This window comes from Streptomyces sp. NPDC050147 (genome assembly GCF_040660195.1).
Lineage (GTDB): Bacteria > Actinomycetota > Actinomycetes > Streptomycetales > Streptomycetaceae > Streptomyces.
In genome coordinates, this window is record NZ_JBFALJ010000025.1 from 18780 (window position 1) to 34285 (window position 15506).

The 15506-nt window shown below is 71.7% G+C and carries 20 protein-coding genes; 9 read left to right on the forward strand and 11 right to left on the reverse strand.

The genetic code is table 11. The features are described from left to right. Window positions 1-82: 82 nt before the first annotated feature. The 4 genes from AB0I94_RS31405 to AB0I94_RS31420 form a co-directional block, all read right to left on the reverse strand. Window positions 83-1138, reverse strand: a complete 1056-nt coding sequence (locus AB0I94_RS31405; protein ID WP_363313097.1) for a lactonase family protein — start codon at window positions 1136-1138, stop codon at window positions 83-85. Window positions 1139-1211: 73 nt separating this feature from the next. Beyond that, window positions 1212-2540 carry a nitric oxide synthase oxygenase gene (locus tag AB0I94_RS31410; protein ID WP_363313098.1) on the reverse strand — a complete coding sequence of 443 codons (1329 nt, stop codon included), beginning with the start codon at window positions 2538-2540 and terminating at the stop codon, window positions 1212-1214. Between the two features lie 255 nt (window positions 2541-2795). Further along, the gene (locus tag AB0I94_RS31415) at window positions 2796-3029 is read right to left on the reverse strand and encodes an XRE family transcriptional regulator (RefSeq protein ID WP_363313099.1); all 234 of its coding nucleotides are present in this window, start codon (window positions 3027-3029) and stop codon (window positions 2796-2798) included. An 81-nt stretch (window positions 3030-3110) separates the two neighbouring features. Beyond that, on the reverse strand, window positions 3111-3545 hold the full coding sequence (locus AB0I94_RS31420; protein ID WP_363313100.1) for an ATP-binding protein: 435 nt from the start codon (window positions 3543-3545) through the stop codon (window positions 3111-3113). A gap of 391 nt (window positions 3546-3936) precedes the next feature. Here AB0I94_RS31420 and AB0I94_RS31425 point away from each other — a divergent pair, with 391 nt between their 5' ends. Next, window positions 3937-4359 (forward strand): DUF6003 family protein, encoded by a 423-nt coding sequence (locus tag AB0I94_RS31425; RefSeq protein ID WP_363313101.1) that lies wholly within the window; start codon window positions 3937-3939, stop codon window positions 4357-4359. Between the two features lie 24 nt (window positions 4360-4383). Here the strand turns inward: AB0I94_RS31425 and AB0I94_RS31430 are convergent, their stop codons facing one another. From AB0I94_RS31430 to AB0I94_RS31445, 4 genes are all read right to left on the reverse strand, one after another. Beyond that, window positions 4384-4860: a VanZ family protein gene (locus AB0I94_RS31430; protein ID WP_363313220.1), complete on the reverse strand. Its 477-nt coding sequence runs from the start codon at window positions 4858-4860 to the stop codon at window positions 4384-4386. Window positions 4861-5097: 237 nt separating this feature from the next. Then, a complete protein-coding gene (locus tag AB0I94_RS31435; protein WP_363313102.1) occupies window positions 5098-5490 on the reverse strand; it encodes a DUF2267 domain-containing protein in 393 nt (130 codons plus the stop codon). Continuing rightward, entirely contained in the window at window positions 5462-6220 is a 759-nt protein-coding gene (locus AB0I94_RS31440) for a GAF domain-containing protein (protein ID WP_363313103.1), read from the reverse strand. Before AB0I94_RS31440 ends, AB0I94_RS31435 begins: the two co-directional genes overlap by 29 nt. Window positions 6221-6423: 203 nt before the next feature. Continuing rightward, on the reverse strand, window positions 6424-7932 hold the full coding sequence (locus tag AB0I94_RS31445) for an FUSC family protein (protein WP_363313221.1): 1509 nt from the start codon (window positions 7930-7932) through the stop codon (window positions 6424-6426). Between the two features lie 308 nt (window positions 7933-8240). On the opposite strand from AB0I94_RS31445, the gene AB0I94_RS31450 reads away from it, so the two are divergent. After that, window positions 8241-8387 carry a hypothetical protein gene (locus tag AB0I94_RS31450; protein WP_363313104.1) on the forward strand — a complete coding sequence of 49 codons (147 nt, stop codon included), beginning with the start codon at window positions 8241-8243 and terminating at the stop codon, window positions 8385-8387. Between the two features lie 14 nt (window positions 8388-8401). On the opposite strand, the gene AB0I94_RS31455 is transcribed toward AB0I94_RS31450, so the two are convergent. Then, window positions 8402-8797, reverse strand: coding sequence for an STAS domain-containing protein (locus AB0I94_RS31455; protein WP_363313105.1), 396 nt, complete (start codon window positions 8795-8797; stop codon window positions 8402-8404). Window positions 8798-8877: 80 nt separating this feature from the next. After that, window positions 8878-9780 (reverse strand): RNA polymerase sigma factor SigF, encoded by a 903-nt coding sequence (locus AB0I94_RS31460; RefSeq protein ID WP_363313106.1) that lies wholly within the window; start codon window positions 9778-9780, stop codon window positions 8878-8880. Window positions 9781-10087: 307 nt separating this feature from the next. Between AB0I94_RS31460 and AB0I94_RS31465 the strand changes: the two genes are divergently transcribed. The 7 genes from AB0I94_RS31465 to AB0I94_RS31495 all read left to right on the forward strand — a co-directional run bounded on the left by AB0I94_RS31465 (window position 10088) and on the right by AB0I94_RS31495 (window position 14858). Then, entirely contained in the window at window positions 10088-10675 is a 588-nt protein-coding gene (locus tag AB0I94_RS31465; protein WP_363313107.1) for a PRC-barrel domain-containing protein, read from the forward strand. Beyond that, window positions 10672-11124 carry a PRC-barrel domain-containing protein gene (locus AB0I94_RS31470; RefSeq protein WP_363313108.1) on the forward strand — a complete coding sequence of 151 codons (453 nt, stop codon included), beginning with the start codon at window positions 10672-10674 and terminating at the stop codon, window positions 11122-11124. Before AB0I94_RS31465 ends, AB0I94_RS31470 begins: the two co-directional genes overlap by 4 nt. A 312-nt stretch (window positions 11125-11436) precedes the next feature. Further along, entirely contained in the window at window positions 11437-11640 is a 204-nt protein-coding gene (locus AB0I94_RS31475) for a cold-shock protein (RefSeq protein WP_363206525.1), read from the forward strand. Window positions 11641-11929: 289 nt separating this feature from the next. Further along, a complete protein-coding gene (locus AB0I94_RS31480) occupies window positions 11930-13450 on the forward strand; it encodes a DEAD/DEAH box helicase (RefSeq protein WP_363313109.1) in 1521 nt (506 codons plus the stop codon). 93 nt (window positions 13451-13543) lie between these two features. Next, window positions 13544-13723, forward strand: coding sequence for a hypothetical protein (locus AB0I94_RS31485; RefSeq protein WP_363313110.1), 180 nt, complete (start codon window positions 13544-13546; stop codon window positions 13721-13723). A gap of 46 nt (window positions 13724-13769) precedes the next feature. Next, window positions 13770-14078 carry an SCO5918 family protein gene (locus AB0I94_RS31490; protein WP_363313111.1) on the forward strand — a complete coding sequence of 103 codons (309 nt, stop codon included), beginning with the start codon at window positions 13770-13772 and terminating at the stop codon, window positions 14076-14078. A gap of 441 nt (window positions 14079-14519) precedes the next feature. Then, a complete protein-coding gene (locus AB0I94_RS31495; RefSeq protein WP_363313112.1) occupies window positions 14520-14858 on the forward strand; it encodes a MerR family transcriptional regulator in 339 nt (112 codons plus the stop codon). A gap of 48 nt (window positions 14859-14906) precedes the next feature. On the opposite strand, the gene AB0I94_RS31500 is transcribed toward AB0I94_RS31495, so the two are convergent. Next, the gene (locus AB0I94_RS31500) at window positions 14907-15491 is read right to left on the reverse strand and encodes a PAS domain-containing protein (RefSeq protein WP_363313222.1); all 585 of its coding nucleotides are present in this window, start codon (window positions 15489-15491) and stop codon (window positions 14907-14909) included. Between the last annotated feature and the right edge of the window lie 15 nt (window positions 15492-15506).

Here is a 15506-nt window from a genome sequence, read left to right on the forward strand (position 1 = left end):
CGTCACGCCGATGGGCCCGCCCCCTGCTGCAGGGGGCGGGCCCATCGGCGTACGCGGCTCAGTGGCTCGGTGGCTCAGCAGCTCAGTTGAAGATCACGCAGGAGGCGGCCGGAGCCTCGATCGAGCCGGCGCGCCGCGGAATGCCGGTCTCCGGGTCCACGGCGAACCAGGTCACGTCGCCGGAGCGCTCATTGGCCGCGTACAGGAACCGCCCCGACGGATCGATGGCCAGGTCACGCGGCCAGTGGCCGCCGCACGGCACGGTGGCGGCGAGCCGCGGCCGCCTGCCCGCCTCGTCGAGCGCGAGCACCGAGATGACGTCCTGGCCGCGGGTCGCGGTCCACAGGAAGCGGCCGTCGGGGGCGATGACGATCTCGGAGGGGTAGGCCTCGCCGTCGCCGTCCGTGGGGCCCGGCAGCACGGCCGCCTCACCGAGCGGCTTGAGCGCCCCTTCGGCAGCGTCCCAGGCGCAGATCGTGAGGGTGGGGGCGAGCTCGTTCAGGACGTAGGCGCGATCGCCGCGCGGGTGGAACACGAGATGCCGCGGGCCCGAGCCGGGCCGCAGCGCGATCTCACGGCGCAGCGTCGGCTCACCCGCCGCCGAGAGTTCGCAGACGCGTACGGAATCGGTGCCGAGGTCGACGCTCACCACCCAGCGGCCGCTCGGGTCGGGCAGGACCTGATGGGCGTGCGGCCGCTGCTGGCGCTGCGGGTGGGGTCCCGAGCCGGTGTGCGCCAGGACGCCCGACGCGGCGGGCGCGAGGCTGCCGTCGGAGCGTACGGGCACGGCGGTGACGCTGCCGGAGCCGTAGTTGGCGGTGAGGACGTGCCCGGCGTGCAGGGCCAGATGTGTGGGCGCGTCGCCGCCGACCGCGACCGGCGGTCCGGCCTGCGCGGGCTTGTCACCGTCCAGGCGGTACGCGACGACGGCGCCGTCGGACGTCTCACTGACGGCGTAGAGGGTGTCGCCCGCCGCCGACAGCGCGAGGTACGAGGGGTCGGCGATGGTCTCCGTGGCGCCGAGAACGGTCAGCTCACCACTGTCCGGGTCGACGGCCGCGGTGAGGATCCCGGCCCCGCCCGCCGCGGTGAAGGACCCGATGTACGCCCGTTGGCTGTCGCCGTGCCTGCCGACCACTGCGTTCCCCTTTCGACTCTGAACCGAGCACCGTGTCCAGGGGGCGCTCGTGCCGCAGACGCTAGCAGGCGGTCTAGACCAAGGCGCCTCGACTTTCGCCGCGCGTCCTCGCGAGCGCCGCCGGGTGGTGGACGTAGGCGGGGTGCCGCTCGACCAGGTCGTACGTGCGGTGGAAGACGGGGGTCGCGCTGCCGGACAGGGGCGGCACGATCCAGGACCAGTCGGCGCCCACGGTGCGGCCCTTGCTCTCCTCGCGGCCCACGTGGGTCAGGAAGCGCCGGGACTCGGTGTGGTGGTCGGCGATGGTGACACCGGCCCGGTCGAAGGAGTGGAGCACCGCGCGGTTGAGCTCGACGAGAGCGCGGTCCTTCCAGAGCGAGCGGTCGCTCGCCGTGTCGAGGCCGAGCCGTTCGGCGACGCGCGGCAGCAGGTCGTAGCGGTCGCCGTCGGCGAGGTTGCGGGCGCCGATCTCGGTCCCCATGTACCAGCCGTTGAAGGGCGCCGCGGGATAGCAGACGCCCCCGATCTCCAGGCACATGCAGGCCAGCGCGGGCACGGCGTGCCAGCGCAGCCCGAGCCCGGCCCACCAGGCGTGGTCGGGGTGCTCGATGGGCACTTCGAGCACGGCGTCGGGCGGCAGCCGGAACCAGCGGGGTGTGCCGCCGGTGCCCTGGACCACCAGGGGCAGTACGTCGAAGGGGGTGCCGGGGCCGCCCGGCCAGCCGAGGCCGCGCGCGAACGCGGTGATCCCGACGTTGCGCGGGTCTCCTACGACACGACCGTCCGGGTGCCGGTATCCGGCGTACCTGATGAGCTGCTCGTTCCAGATGCGGGGCCCGGGGCGGCCGGGCGCGTCGGGCGCGAAGACGGTGATGAGGGTCCTGATCCGCCGCCCGTCGCCGAGGGCCTGCCGCAGGTGCTCCGCGGACGCGGCGGCTACGTCGTCGGCGCGGGTCAGCTCCCTGCGGTCCAGGACGCGCAGGGAGCGCCAGTAGAGGCGTCCGATGCAGCGGGCCGCGTTGCGCCAGGCGAGCCGGGCGCCGAACACGAGTTCCTCGTGGGTGTGGCGGTAGGTGCCCGTCTCCGCGATCTCGGCGTACACCTGGGCGATCCGCGGCCCGGGGTCGCCGCGCCCGGCCTCGCCGTGGTGGAGGCGGACGAAGTCGGCGGCGGCCCGGCGCAGGGCGGGCCCGGACGGCGCCTCGTCGGCGGGGCGTGGGGCCGGCGGCGTGTCGGCCTTTTCATGGCCTGGGGCTTGATGGCCTGGGGCTTCGTGCCCTGCGGCACGCGCCGGGCAGGCCGTCTCGGCGGCCCGCTGGTGGGGGTCCGCAGGGGCGGCGTCACCCTGCGCGCCGCGGTCCGCAGGAGCTTCGTATCCGGCCCTGCGCAGGAATTTCCGCATGGTGCACCCCCAGGGGCGGCTCCGGGGCACGGACCGCTCCCGCACGGTCCGCGCGTCTGTCAGCCGCGGAACTACCCCTCCGACGGGGTGATCCACCCTGTATGTGCCCGGTGCACATGCCTCAGACGTGGTCGAAGTGTCCACACCACGACCGCGAACGGCAGGTCGCGGCAGGTCGGCGAGGGCTTCGTGCTCAGGAGAGCTGCACGCGGCCGGCCAGGGGATGCCGCCGCGGCCAAGGGGAGATCGCCGAGGTCAGGGCGAGGTCGCCGAGGCCGTGTGCCGCGCGGCGTCCTTGATGGCGGGCAGTGCGAGGGCGCCGGCCAGTTCGGCCAGCTCCTCGTCGGTCGGGCGGACGGGCCCCTCGGCGCCGTCCTGCGCGAAGGCCCGGATGCGTGGGGTACGGATCCCGGTCTTGTCCGCGATCGCCTGCGGCGTCAAATGGCGGCGGCGCATGGTCTGTTGGAGTAGCTGAGACAGGTCGTCCATTGACCTCTCCTGCCCCGTCGGCCCATTGTCATGCCGCACCTCCCTTCACGCGGCGGCCTCCGCGCGGCGGCGTGGCAGCCGCTAGCGGGGCAGGACGGCACGGATGGTCTTGCCGTTCGGCCCCCTGGTCACGGTGACCGTTCTGGCCATGTGCTGGACCATGGGCCAGCCGAATCCGCCGGTGCCGCCGGCCAGGTCGGGCGCGCGTTCCTGCGGCGGTCGCGGATCGGCGTCGCCGACCGTCACCGCCACGCCGTCCGGCTCCGCCTGCAGGCGCAGGGAGCACGATGTCCCGCGCGCGTGCCGTACGGCGTTGGTGACGAGTTCGGACACCGTGAGCTCGATGCTCACGACGTCCTGCGGTCGCATGGCCGGACGGAGCCGGTCCACGAAAGTGCGAGCGAAGTCCCGGGCGTGCGCGACGACTTCCGGTCGCTTGTCGAAAACCGCTCCGTCCGTCGGTCCGGTGTCCAGGTGCGGCGGGCCGGTGTCCCGTCGCGTCCCGTGCGTCTTCATGAGCCCTCCTCGTACGGGTTGACCTCTGTCCGAATATGGGATGGCCGCTGTCCGAGATGCACACTTGCCCGCGATGACGGGCCTGTAACGCCCCGGCGCATAACGGATCTTGTCGCGGAGCGACGCGCATGAAGCGCCGGCGTGCGGGTACGTGCGCTTCATCGGTCAGCCGAACTCACGTCGGCCGAACTCACCCAGTCCCAGCTCGGCGGACACCTGGGCGTCTCCCAGACGCACGTCACGCACCTGCTCTCCCGCATACTGGCACCCCGTCGGGGGACGGCGGGGACAAGGCGGGGTCGTCGGCCGCTCGCGGGCACCGGCCTCAGTGCCCCGCTGATGTTCTGTTCCGTGCACCACTGATGTCCGACCGGGAAGGATACTGACCACGATGGCCGACGACGCATACCTCTTCCTCCTCCCCGACCGGCACCCCCGGCTCGGGACGGCGCTCAGCGCCGTCGGCGCCCTGGAGGGCACGCAGACCCCCGCCGTACATGGCTGGCTCCAGGCGCACGACGCGTCGGACTCGTCCGAGCTGGTCCGCATCCTGCCCGCCGAAGCGGAGGCGTCCATCCCGAAGGACGCCGAGCGCCTGCCCATCCCGCTGAGCGAGGAGGAGGCGCTTCGGGTCCGGCAGGAGTGTGCGCCCCAGTCCGTCACGGACATGGAGGGCGAACTGCTGGAGTACCGGGAGACGACCCAGGACTGGGCGGCCCTGGTGCACCGGGCGCTGGCCGCGGGCATCCCCACGCCCCGCATCGCCCGGCTCACCGGACTCGACCCGCAGGACATCGCCCGCCTGACCGTGTGACCCCGGTGACCGGGCGAGGCCTGGTCAGTCGGCTCGGTCGGCGGCGGTGGGCCGCTTCGTGAAGCGGTGCCACCAATGCCGGCGGCGCGGGTGCACGGCGCGGCCGAGCCTGCGGCCGATCAGCAGGTAGCCGAGCACGGCGCCCGTGGTGTTGAGCAGGACGTCGTCGACGTCGAAGGCCCGCCCGGTGACCAGGACGCCCTGAGTCAGCTCGACAAGGAGCATCACCAGTGCCGTGACGGCTATGACGCGTATGAGCCCCCGTGCGCGCGGCACGAGCACCGGCAGCAGCATGCCGAACGGCAGGCCGAGCACGATGTTGCCGCCGAGCTGTTTCACGGTGTCGCGGAAGGCGGGCTGTCCGAGATAGTCACGGATCGAGTCGCCCGGGCGAAGATTGCTGTGCGTCAAATGCTCGGAGGCGGCCGAGGGCTCCAGTGTCAGCCTGGCGAGCAGCACGGCGAAGACCACCGTCCCCACGAAGGCCAGCAGCATGGCCATCGCGCGGGCCCACCCGGAGAGCGGGGGCCCCGCACCGGGAGCCTTCCGGCCCCCCGCTTCCTTCGTGGTCTTGCCCTGCGGAACCGTCCGTGCCATCACGAGCCTCCATTAAGGGGGTCTTCTGTCTGCGTCTTCCCTCGCGCGTGCGGTGGATCCGCTTCCGGTCGGTGTCCTGGTGCGGGTTCCGGTGTGCGGGTCCGGTGTGGGCGGGCCCCGTGGGCCGCGCGGCTCACCGGCTCACGTGGGGTCCGTGCGGCCGAACAGACCGGCGTGCCCCGGCGGAAGCTGCGTGAGGATGCGGCGCAGCAGGGCGTCGTCGGCGACCTCCGCGACAGTCGCGAGCACCGCGGTGACGGCACGGCGCGCCTGTCCCCCGTCGACGTCGACGCGTGCGCCCACCGCCGCGACGAAGGCCGTGGGTGTCAGGGGTTCACTGGCCGGGGAACCCTCGGTGAGCAGCGGGCCGCACTGCCGTGGCAGCAGGCGCGCGAGGTCGGTGCGGTCGTCCCCCACCAGATGCTCCCCCAGGACCTCGAGGACGTTCTGCACCGCCCCGGCGGCCTCCTGCCGCTCCGCATAACCCCCGCGTGCCTGGACGCGGTCAAGCAGCACTTCCACGGGCTCGTTCATGGCCGCTCCTTTTCTCGGGCATGTCGTCGTGGTGGGCGCTGGGCGGCTGCAGGACGGTGTCGGCCACGTCGAGCAGCGAGAGACCGTCGCGCGCGCTCACCTTCTGCAGCCACGCCAGCCCCTCGGCCACGGCGCACTCCTGGCGGGCGGCTACGTAGTCGGCCGCCTGGTGGATGCGCTCCCAGCGTGCCGCGCGCGTGCTGGTGGTCCACACCGGACGCCGGCAGCCGGTGCCCGCGTCGTGCACGGGCCGCCAGCGCAGCAGTGCCTCGAGCGCCAGCGCGGCGGCGCGTTGCGCGTGGGCGATGTGGTCGGAGGTCACATCGGCGCGCTCGGTGTAGTAGAGGCAGAGCACGCCCACTGGTGTGTGGCGGGCGTGCAGCGGGAGCGCGAGCACCCGCCGGGTGCCCGGCAGTTCCTCGGCCAGGGGCGGTCCGGTGCGGCACGGATAGTCGCGCAGGTCCGGCACGAACACGGGTTGCATCCCCAGTGCGGCGCTGACCGAGGGGCCGTCGGCGCGGGTGAACTGTGCGGCCTCGGCCTGCAGGGCCGGTTCGTCGGTGGCGTGCAGGAGCTGCCAGTGTTCGAGTCGGGGCAGCCAGGAGAGGGCCGCGCGTTGCGCGCCCAGGGACTGCGTGAACGCGGTGCAGAGCCGGTTCGGCAGCGCGCGTCGCCCGACAGCTGCCGCGACCGACACGTCGTGCACGATCGACGGTGATTCCTCCCGCATGGTGAGCATCCCTCTCAGTCGCGCGCCTCAGGGTCCGGCAGCGCCCTCCGGACGGAGGCGCACGGCTGGGCCCGACGCCGGAAGGAGCGGAAGTTCGTCTACCACGCGATGAACCGGGTCATGTCTCGTCGGCCGCAGCAGTCGATCGAACCGTCGACCGGCACAGCCGCTCCGGCTCCGGAGACCGAGGGGAACGTGCCTGCTCAGGCCTCGATCAAGGGCGTACGGGGCGAACTGCGCAGCGGCACGGCCAATTCGACGAGCGCCTTCTCCAGGCCGTGCAGATGGGCGAGTACGGGCTCGACGCCGACAGGGTGCGGCAGAGCGGTGGCATCGGTGGCCGGGCGGCGTGCGGCCTCCGGCGCGGTGAGCGCCTCCACGGCGGCCTCCACGCGCCAGCAGGCGGCGGCGAGCCGGTCGTCGTGCGAGGCCTCGGGGTCCGCGGCGATCGAGGCGAGCCCGCGCACCTCGCGGGCACAGGTGTCGAGCAGCGCGAGCACCTGACGGGCGCGCTCCTTGCGGGCCCGCAGCGGACTGAGCGGGTGCACCAGCGGGGCGAGCGAGAACCGCACCTTGCCCAGGAGCTGCTCAAGCTCGGCGACGCGCGGCGCGGGGTCGGCGCTCGCCGAGCCGGCGAGCCGGGCCGCGGCCTCCGCCGTGCAGGCGTGCACGCACCGCAGGGCGCGCTCGATCCAGGCGTTGGTCGTGGCATGCGTGGTGACGGGCAGCACCAGGAGCACGGCGAGGACGGCGCCGAGCGCGCCCACGCCGGTCTCGGCGACCCGCAGGGCGAGCAGCCCCGGGTTCAGTACGCCCAACAGCCCGTAGAGCACCCCGGCCATCACGGTGACCGCGAGCATCATCCACGTGTAGGAGACCGCGGCGGTGTAGAAGATCCCGAAGACGCTGACGGCGACGATGATCGCCGAAGGCACCGGCGCGCCGTGCAGCGGTACGGCGAGGACGAAGCCCGCGCCGATGCCGATGACCGTGCCGAGCACCCGCCGGAAGCCGCGTACCAGCGTCTCCCCGCTCGACGCGGTGTTCACGAACACCCACCAGGTGGCGCCCACGGCCCAGTACCACCGCTCGTGGGAGAGCACCTGTCCCGCCGCGAGCGCGAAGGCGCCGCCGAGCGTCGCCTGGACCGCCTGCCGGGTGGTCGTCCTGGCCAGTCCCGTGCCGCCGGGCGGCGCGGGCGCGACAGGGAGCGGCAGGCGGCGCTCGTAGCACCACGCGCCGAAGCGCACGGCCGAGGAGGCGCACAAGGACAACATGATGGCGGCGAACAGCTCGGGCAGTTGCCCCGGCCCCGTGTGCAGGAACTGCGTCGCGAAGAACATCATGAACGCGAACACTCCGAGCGAGTGCCCGCGCGGCCCCCACCGCCGGGCGTACACGCCCGCACCCATCACGGCGAGGAAGGCGACGTCCCGCGCCACGGGCACGTCGTGCAGCCCGGCCGCGAGCGCCAGCACGGGAAGCCCGACCACCGGCAGCAGCAGCGTGGTGACAGCCTGCCCCTTCACCGTCGCGTCGCCCACGGTGAACAGAGCGAGCAGCGCCGCGAGCCCACCGGTGATCGCCGCGGCCAGCGAGTGACCGGCCAGGCCGCACAGGGTCACCGCCAGCGCGATGCCGATGACGGCCCGCACCGCGAACCGCAACCGCACCCGTCCGGGATCCGGCGCCACGAACACCCTCTTCAGCACAGCCATCCCGCCCCTTTCGCCTCCAGCTCGACCTGCCCACATGCAAAAGGCGCCGCGGAGATCCGCAGCGCCATCGACAGAAGCATTTCACCATCCGGAGCCCGTCTGGCTCAACAGGCACCGATTTCACTGAGCCATTGGGCCACCCATTCGCCCGCACGCCGTACCACGGGAGGGCCAACGGATCATTCCGGAGGCGCTCGACGGCTCGCGGCGTAAGTGCCACGGGCCGGGGTACCCGTCCAGAACCCCGCCGTAGGGTCGAGACCCCCGCCGTAGGCTGGGGGTCTCACGTCTTAGGAGCTGGCATGCCTGGAGTCATCAACCGCATCAAGCAGTTCGTCCGCAGTCCTCAGGGGCAGCGCACGATCCGGCAGGTCCGCCAGGCTTCGGCCGATCCCAGGAAGCGCGCCCAGGCCAAGCGGATGCTCGGCAAGCTGCGGGGGCGTCGCTGACGCGTTCTTGCGGCCTAGGGCTCGGCCGGCGGCCATTGGGGGCGCTGGTCGGCCGGGAGGGTCTGCAGGGCCTGGCCGACCGTCCGGTGGACGGGCAGCAGTTCCGTGCTGCCCGTCAGTGCCAGCATCTCCGAAAGACGTCGTCCCGCTCCGGCGAGCAGCAGCTTGCCCTCGCGGCGGGCGAGCAGCCAGCGCACGGCGAGCAGGCAGTTCAGTCCGCGTGAGTCGCAGAACATCAGCGCCGTCACGTCCAGGACCAGATGCCGGTGCCCGGCCTCGACGGAAGCGCCGAGGGTACGCAGAAAGTACTCCTCGCAGGACTGGTCAAGCTCGCCGCTGACCCGCAGCACCGCGGAGTCGGAGCAACTCGCGGACTCGGTGATGGTCAGGCGATGGGTCTCAGTGGACATCACACCCCCGTGGGCCATCGTACCGAGACCGGCCCAGTGACCTCTCCCGAAACAGCTCCGCGCGGCGTGTCCCGCTGCTGCTACCTCTTGTCGAGGAGCTTGACCCGCAGCCGCCCGAGGGTCCGGCTGAGGATGCGCGAGACGTGCATCTGCGAGATTCCCAGCTCCGCACCGATCTCGCTCTGCGTCATGTCGGCGGCGAAGCGCATCGCGAGCATCTCGCGTTCGCGCGCCGGCAGCGCGGCGATGAGCGGCTTCAGGCTGTGCAGATCCTCGACCTTGTCCAGCTCCGGGTCGCTGTAGCCGAGGTGGTCGGCCAGCGTGTCGTCCGAGTCGACGCCGTCGGCCGGGAAGTCCAGGGAGGCAGTGGTGTAGCCGTTGGCCGCGGTGAGACCTTCGCTGATCTCCGCCTCGTCCAGGTCGAGGTGCTCGGCGAGTTCGGCCATAGTCGGCGCGTGGCCGTTGGCCTGCTCGAGGTCGGTGGTGGCCTTCACCAGGTCCAGGCGGAGTTCCTGCAGCCGGCGGGGAACGTGCACGGCCCAGGTGGTGTCCCGGAAGAAGCGTTTGATCTCACCCATGATCGTCGGCAGCGCGAAGGTGGTGAACTCCACGCCCCGGTGGAGGTCGAAGCGGTTGATCGCCTTGATCAGGCCGATCGTGCCCACCTGGACGACGTCTTCGTACGACTCGTCGCGCGGACGCATCCGATGCGCCGCGTACTGCACGAGGTTGAGGTTCAGCTCCACCAGTGAGTTGCGTACGTAGGAGTGCTCGGGCGTTCCTTCCTCCACCGCCTCCAGGCGGGCGAAGAGCGCCCCGGAGAGCGCCCGGAGGTCGGCCGTGCGCCGACTGCCGGTGTTCGGCCCGGCGTACGGCGGGAGGTGCTCGGTGACCGGCGGCTCGGCTGCGGCGAAGTCGGGGCCGACGGTATGTCGTTCGGCGTACGACACCATGGAGGCTGGGCTGCTGGTCTTCGGGGACACCGTCGTCACTCCCGGCACAGAAGGCGCCCTCCGGACGAGAGCGCGCTGTGCAGGGGCTCTTACCCACCATCTCCCGTTACATTCCCGTGACTTGACACTCCGTATAGGAAGCGCCTTCCGGGGAACTCGGCTCAACCGCGGGACGACACGGGAGGTGGACGGCTGTGATCTGGTGGATGTGGCTGGCCGCGGTGCTTGTCGCACTGCTTCTGCTGGCCGGCACGGTTCTCGGGGTTCAGGCGAAGCGCCGTGGCGGTGGCGCGATCGTGGTCCGGCGGGGGCGCCGCACGGGGCGCGGGGGGATTCGGTGATCACGCTGATGCTCGTCGCCGAGCTCACCAAGCGGCCCGTGGTCACGCTCGGCGGGGAGGCGGTGGCCCAGGTCAAGGACACGGTCTTCGACGCCTCGGGCGGGCAGATCACCGGTTTCACGCTGGCGGGCCGCGGGCTGCTGTCCGGTCCGCTCAAGCAGAGCCTGCCCTGGTCGGGCGTCCACGCGCTGGGGCCGGACGCGGTGATGATCCCTTCCGCCGATGTCCTGCAGGCCAGGGACGCGGTGGTGGACAGGGGCGAGGCGGGCACCGGCCAGGTGCGGGGTGCCCGGGTACTGAGCGATGCGGGGCTGGAGTTGGGCACCGTGCTGGACGCCGTGGTGGAAGGCGGCACCAGCGGCCGGGTGGCCGGCTTCGAGGTCGCGACCACCGAGGCGATGGGCCGCCACGAGCGCAAGGCGTTCCTGCCGGCGCACGGGCGACTGGCCATGACCGGGGACACGCTGGTGATCCCGGCCACGCTCGCCGGGCAGGCGGTGGACGACCTCGACGCGTTGGCCGCGGCCTGGGAGCGAACCCGGACCGCGGGCGAGACGGGCTTCCGGAAGGGGGACGGGCGATGATGCTGCTCAGCCAGGTCCTGGGGCATCCGGTGATCAGCGCCGAGGACGCGCGCCCCGCCGGGCAGGTGGCCGGAATCGGCATCGATCCGCGGACCCGCAGGATCGCGGAGCTGTACCTGCGGGACGCCAGGCGCGGCGGCGACAGCGTTCCCTGGGCGCGGGTGCGCGGGATGGGACCCGACGCCGTGATCGTCGACACCGCCGCCGCGACCGACGTGGTGCACAGCGGTTCGCACTCCCGCGCGGACAAGAAGCTGCTGGGCAAGCGGGTTCTCACCGAGTACGGCGAGGACATCGGCACGCTCACCGAAGTCACGTTCGACCCGGACACCGGCAGCCTCGGCGATCTCCACGTCGGGCGCGAACAGTTCCCCGGCAGCCGCCTTGTCGGCCTGGGCTCCTACGCCCTGATCCTCGGCACGGAAACCTCGCCCACACCCGCGAACTGATCCGCCCCACAGAAACGCTGTGTTTCGAGCGAAGCAATATGTGTGCCGGCCGTGAGAGAAATCAGCGGCAGGCGCTCTCAGAGTTTCTTGCACGACGCCCGGAAGGCCATTTCCACCATGCGGCGCCGACCGTACCGTGCTACTGTTGATCTCAGTTGCAGTTGTGGTTCCCAAAAAACTTCAAGTGCCCTCACCGCCTTTTCGGCCGGTGGGAGCACTTTTGTATTTCCGGTCATTTCCGGCGGGGCAATCATCGCGGCGACACGGAGTCTGCACAGTGCGGCTCCGGGCACTGCCCCGAAGGAGATAAATATGGCTAACGGCACCGTGAAGTGGTTCAACTCGGAAAAGGGCTTCGGCTTCATCGAGCAGGACGGCGGCGGCCCCGACGTCTTCGCCCACTACTCGAACATCGCCGCCCAGGGTTTCCGTGAGCTCCAGGAAGGCCAGAAGGTGAGCTTCGACATCGCTCAGGGCCAGAAGGGCCCGACGGCCGAGAACATCGTTCCCGCCTGACGCTCACGCGTACTTCGCAGCTGGGGCCCGCACCTTGGGGTGCGGGCCCCAGCTCGTGCATTTTTCGCACCACCCAGGGTCACGAATTCCTGCGCGCATATCTGTTCATCGAACTCGCGCCAGCCGTGCCCCGTCCGGAACGCCCGTCGTTCCCGCGCATCCGCCCGCAGAACATTGCAGCCGGCCGGATTCGCCCCACGCATTTCATCCGGCCCGTTCTCGCGATTCTCCGCGCTGCGTTCTCGCTGCGGAAATTCCTTGGTACGTGCCGCATCGAGGAAGGTTCCGCATGAACCGCACACGCTCAAACGACCGCCCTTACCGCGCCCGCTCCGGCTCGGGCTCGGGCTCCAGCTACGGCTCCAGCTACGGCTCCAGTCCCCGCTCGGGCTCCGGCTCCGGCGCACCTCGCCGTTCCGGTGGCCATGGTCGTCGGCCGTCCGCACCCCAGGGCGAGTTCGCCCTGCCGGTCACGGTCACGCCCCCTCTCCCGGCCGTCGAGGCGTTCGCCGATCTCGTGATGCCGGCGCCGCTGCTCGCCGCACTCGGCAGGGAGGGCATGAGCGTTCCGTTCCCGATCCAGGGGGCGACGCTGCCCAACTCCCTCGCCGGCCGTGACGTACTCGGCCGTGGCCGCACGGGCTCGGGCAAGACGCTCGCCTTCGGACTCGCGCTGCTCGCCCGTACAGAGGGTCAGCGCGCCGAGCCGCGCCAGCCGCTCGCCCTGGTCCTCGTCCCCACCCGCGAACTGGCCCAGCAGGTCACCGACGCGCTCACGCCGTACGCCCGCGCCCTGCGGCTCAAGCTCGCCACGGTCGTCGGCGGCATGTCGATCGGCAAGCAGGCAGGTGCACTGCGCGGCGGCGCCGAGGTCGTCGTCGCGACGCCCGGTCGCCTCAAGGACCTCATCGACCGCGGCGACTGCCGGCTGAACCAGGTCGGCATCACCGTCCTTGACGAGGCCGACCAGATGGCCGACATGGGCTTCATGCCCCAGGTCACCGCGCTCCTCGACCAGGTACGCCCCGAGGGCCAGCGGATGCTGTTCTCCGCCACCCTCGACCGCAACGTCGACCTGCTGGTCCGCCGCTACCTCAACGACCCGGTCGTCCACTCCGTCGACCCCTCGCAGGGCGCGGTCACCACGATGGAGCACCACGTGCTGCACGTGCACGGCGCGGACAAGAACCAGGCCACCACCGAGATCGCGGCCCGCGACGGCCGGGTGCTCATGTTCCTGGACACCAAGCACGGCGTCGACCGGCTGACCGAGCACCTGCTGAGCAGCGGCGTGCGCGCCGCCGCCCTGCACGGCGGGAAGTCACAGCCGCAGCGCACGCGGACCCTGACCCAGTTCAAGTCCGGCCATGTGACGGTGCTCGTGGCGACCAATGTCGCCGCGCGCGGGATCCACGTCGACAACCTCGACCTGGTCGTGAACGTGGACCCGCCCACCGACCACAAGGACTACCTCCACCGCGGCGGCCGTACGGCACGCGCCGGTGAGTCGGGCAGCGTCGTCACCCTCGTGACGCCGGGCCAGCGTCGCGACATGAGCCGCCTGATGGCCGCGGCGGGCATCTCCCCGCAGACCACCCAGGTGCGCTCCGGCGAGGAGGAGTTGAGCCGTATCACCGGCGCTCAGGCTCCCTCGGGTGTCCCGGTCACCATCAGCAGGCCGGTCGCGGAGCGCCCCCGGCGCGCCAGTGCCGCCTCGTCCCGGGGCCGCCGCAGCCGCAGCGCCCAGGACCGCCGCACCGACCGCGCCCCGCGCCGCGCAGCGCAGGGCCCGTCGAGCTCGGCGGCCTAGAGCGTTCGCGACCATCAGGCTCACCCATCCCCGCAGGAGGCCCTTTTGACACCGGTTCTGACACCGTCACACGGACCGCAGGTCCGTGACGACATGACTGTCGAGCTGGCTCTGTCGGTGATGGGCGGCGCCGACGCCGCGCATCTGTTCCTGTGCGACGCGGACGACCAGCGCACGGGCCTGATCACGCGTGCCCGGCTCGCCGAGGTCCGCGAGGACCCCGCGTACACGGACCAGGTCCGCCTACGGGACGTTCTCGCCCTCACGCGTTGATCGCCCCACCCTTGTCAGCCGCCCCATCTCCTCCCTGTGAGGCATCATGCGCTGCGTCATCGCCCGTTTCCCGTTCGACCTCACCAAGGTTGGAGTGCTGGAAACGATGAAGGGCGTCAAGCCCGAACCCGTCACGGGTGACTCCGTGATCATCGGCCGTCGCCACTACCCCATCAAGCAGGTGGGCGCGGTGATCACCCGGCAGGACCGGCGTGACTTCAGCGCCGGGGAAGTCACCCGCGCCATGCGGGCTCTCGGTTTCACCTGCCGCACGCCTTCCGAGGACGTGGCCCCGCCCGACCTCACCCCGCTCCAGACGGCGACGGCCATGCTCGGCGCCTCCGCTCCGGTGTAGCGGGAGCAGCGGGACGCACGACACCAGACAACGAAGAGGGCCCTGCCGGCGCGCGCCGGCAGGGCCCTCTTCGCGTTGCCCGCTCCACGCGCCCATGTGACAGCTCACAAAATCTATGCCCGCCATAGTAGACATTGAGCGGTCACATGATTAGGCTTTCTCTTGTAACTGGTAACTCAGAGGGAGAAACGGAGGGAGCAGACGCCATCAGGATCGCCCGGCCCGAGAGGGATTCGGCCCGGGTACCGCAAGACCCCGTAACGGAAGGTGGTCCTCGGTCAGGCATCAGCGATCCCCGCGTTCCCGCCCTCTCGCAGGGTCGGACAGCGGAAACAAGAGGTCGGCGCAGCAATAGGGCCGACAGATGGTGTTGAATTTCCTTCGGGGCCCTGGTGCCGTACGGCACCAGGGCCCCTCGACGCGTTGGCATAACGAGGTGACATGACAGCAGATACCCCGCTCACTGGTCGTCTGGATGACGACGACTACCCCGCCTACACCATGGGGCGGGCCGCCGAGATGCTCGGCACCACTCCCGGCTTCCTGCGGGCCATCGGTGAGGCCCGGCTGATCACTCCGCTCCGCTCGGAAGGCGGCCACCGGCGGTACTCCCGCTACCAACTGCGGATCGCCGCTCGCGCCCGCGAACTGGTGGACCAGGGAACCCCGGTCGAGGCGGCATGCCGCATCGTCATCCTCGAGGACCAGCTCGAAGAGGCCCAGCGCATCAACGCCGAGTTCCGCCGTACCTCGGCGGAGGCGGGCGAACGCCCGAGCTGAGCGCCCCGCCCCTGCCGCGAGGGGCGGCTCCCCCCGGCAGGCCCGGTCTCACGTGACCGGAGGCCACTCCCCCGGGGCGAGAACCCCCAGCGCGTACGCCCGCGCCACCAGTTCCGTCCGGTTCGCCGCGCCCCAGCGCTCGGTCAGGCGGCGCAGGTGATAGGTGACTCCGTCCGTGGTGAGGCCCGTTCCCCGGGCCGCCTGAGCCGTGGTGGCGCCGCCTGCCAGCAGGGCCAGGATGCGGGCTTCGGCCGGACTGGCGGACAGGGCGGGCGGCGCCGGAGCGGGGGCACGTTCCTCGCCCAGGACGCGCAGCAGCACCAGGAGCCCGGGGACCGCGTCGGCTGTGTCGCTCACCGGCTCCGCCGTCAGCTCCCCGTGGCGCCGCGCCCCGCCGGGCGCGTCCCAGCGCACCGCGACCGGATAGCGCGAGCGGCGCCCCAGCCGCACGGCCTCGGCGATCCGCAGGACCTGCGTCTTCTCCTCGGGGCGGAACAACTCCAGTACGTTGCGGCCCCGCAGGGAACCGGAGGTCTCGCCCCATTCCGCCGTCATCGCCGGGTTGGCGAGGATGACCGCCCCGTTCGCGTCGCACACCGCGATCGGCATCGGGATGCGGTCAAAGAGGGTCATGGCGCGGTTGCGCCA

Excerpts from the sequence above, each read along its gene's own strand:
- AB0I94_RS31475 (WP_363206525.1), top strand. The coding sequence starts at position 11,437 with ATGGCTAACGGCACCGTGAAGTGGTTCAACTCGGAAAAGGGCTTCGGC.
- AB0I94_RS31425 (WP_363313101.1), top strand. The coding sequence starts at position 3,937 with ATGGCCGACGACGCATACCTCTTCCTCCTCCCCGACCGGCACCCCCGG.
- AB0I94_RS31415 (WP_363313099.1), bottom strand. The coding sequence starts at position 3,029 with ATGGACGACCTGTCTCAGCTACTCCAACAGACCATGCGCCGCCGCCAT.
- AB0I94_RS31485 (WP_363313110.1), top strand. The coding sequence starts at position 13,544 with ATGACTGTCGAGCTGGCTCTGTCGGTGATGGGCGGCGCCGACGCCGCG.
- AB0I94_RS31500 (WP_363313222.1), bottom strand. The coding sequence starts at position 15,491 with ATGACCCTCTTTGACCGCATCCCGATGCCGATCGCGGTGTGCGACGCG.
- AB0I94_RS31470 (WP_363313108.1), top strand. The coding sequence starts at position 10,672 with ATGATGCTGCTCAGCCAGGTCCTGGGGCATCCGGTGATCAGCGCCGAG.
- AB0I94_RS31420 (WP_363313100.1), bottom strand. The coding sequence starts at position 3,545 with ATGAAGACGCACGGGACGCGACGGGACACCGGCCCGCCGCACCTGGAC.
- AB0I94_RS31480 (WP_363313109.1), top strand. The coding sequence starts at position 11,930 with ATGAACCGCACACGCTCAAACGACCGCCCTTACCGCGCCCGCTCCGGC.
- AB0I94_RS31450 (WP_363313104.1), top strand. The coding sequence starts at position 8,241 with ATGCCTGGAGTCATCAACCGCATCAAGCAGTTCGTCCGCAGTCCTCAG.
- AB0I94_RS31440 (WP_363313103.1), bottom strand. The coding sequence starts at position 6,220 with ATGCGGGAGGAATCACCGTCGATCGTGCACGACGTGTCGGTCGCGGCA.
- AB0I94_RS31430 (WP_363313220.1), bottom strand. The coding sequence starts at position 4,860 with ATGGCCATGCTGCTGGCCTTCGTGGGGACGGTGGTCTTCGCCGTGCTG.
- AB0I94_RS31410 (WP_363313098.1), bottom strand. The coding sequence starts at position 2,540 with ATGCGGAAATTCCTGCGCAGGGCCGGATACGAAGCTCCTGCGGACCGC.
- AB0I94_RS31455 (WP_363313105.1), bottom strand. The coding sequence starts at position 8,797 with ATGTCCACTGAGACCCATCGCCTGACCATCACCGAGTCCGCGAGTTGC.
- AB0I94_RS31490 (WP_363313111.1), top strand. The coding sequence starts at position 13,770 with ATGCGCTGCGTCATCGCCCGTTTCCCGTTCGACCTCACCAAGGTTGGA.
- AB0I94_RS31435 (WP_363313102.1), bottom strand. The coding sequence starts at position 5,490 with ATGAACGAGCCCGTGGAAGTGCTGCTTGACCGCGTCCAGGCACGCGGG.
- AB0I94_RS31495 (WP_363313112.1), top strand. The coding sequence starts at position 14,520 with ATGACAGCAGATACCCCGCTCACTGGTCGTCTGGATGACGACGACTAC.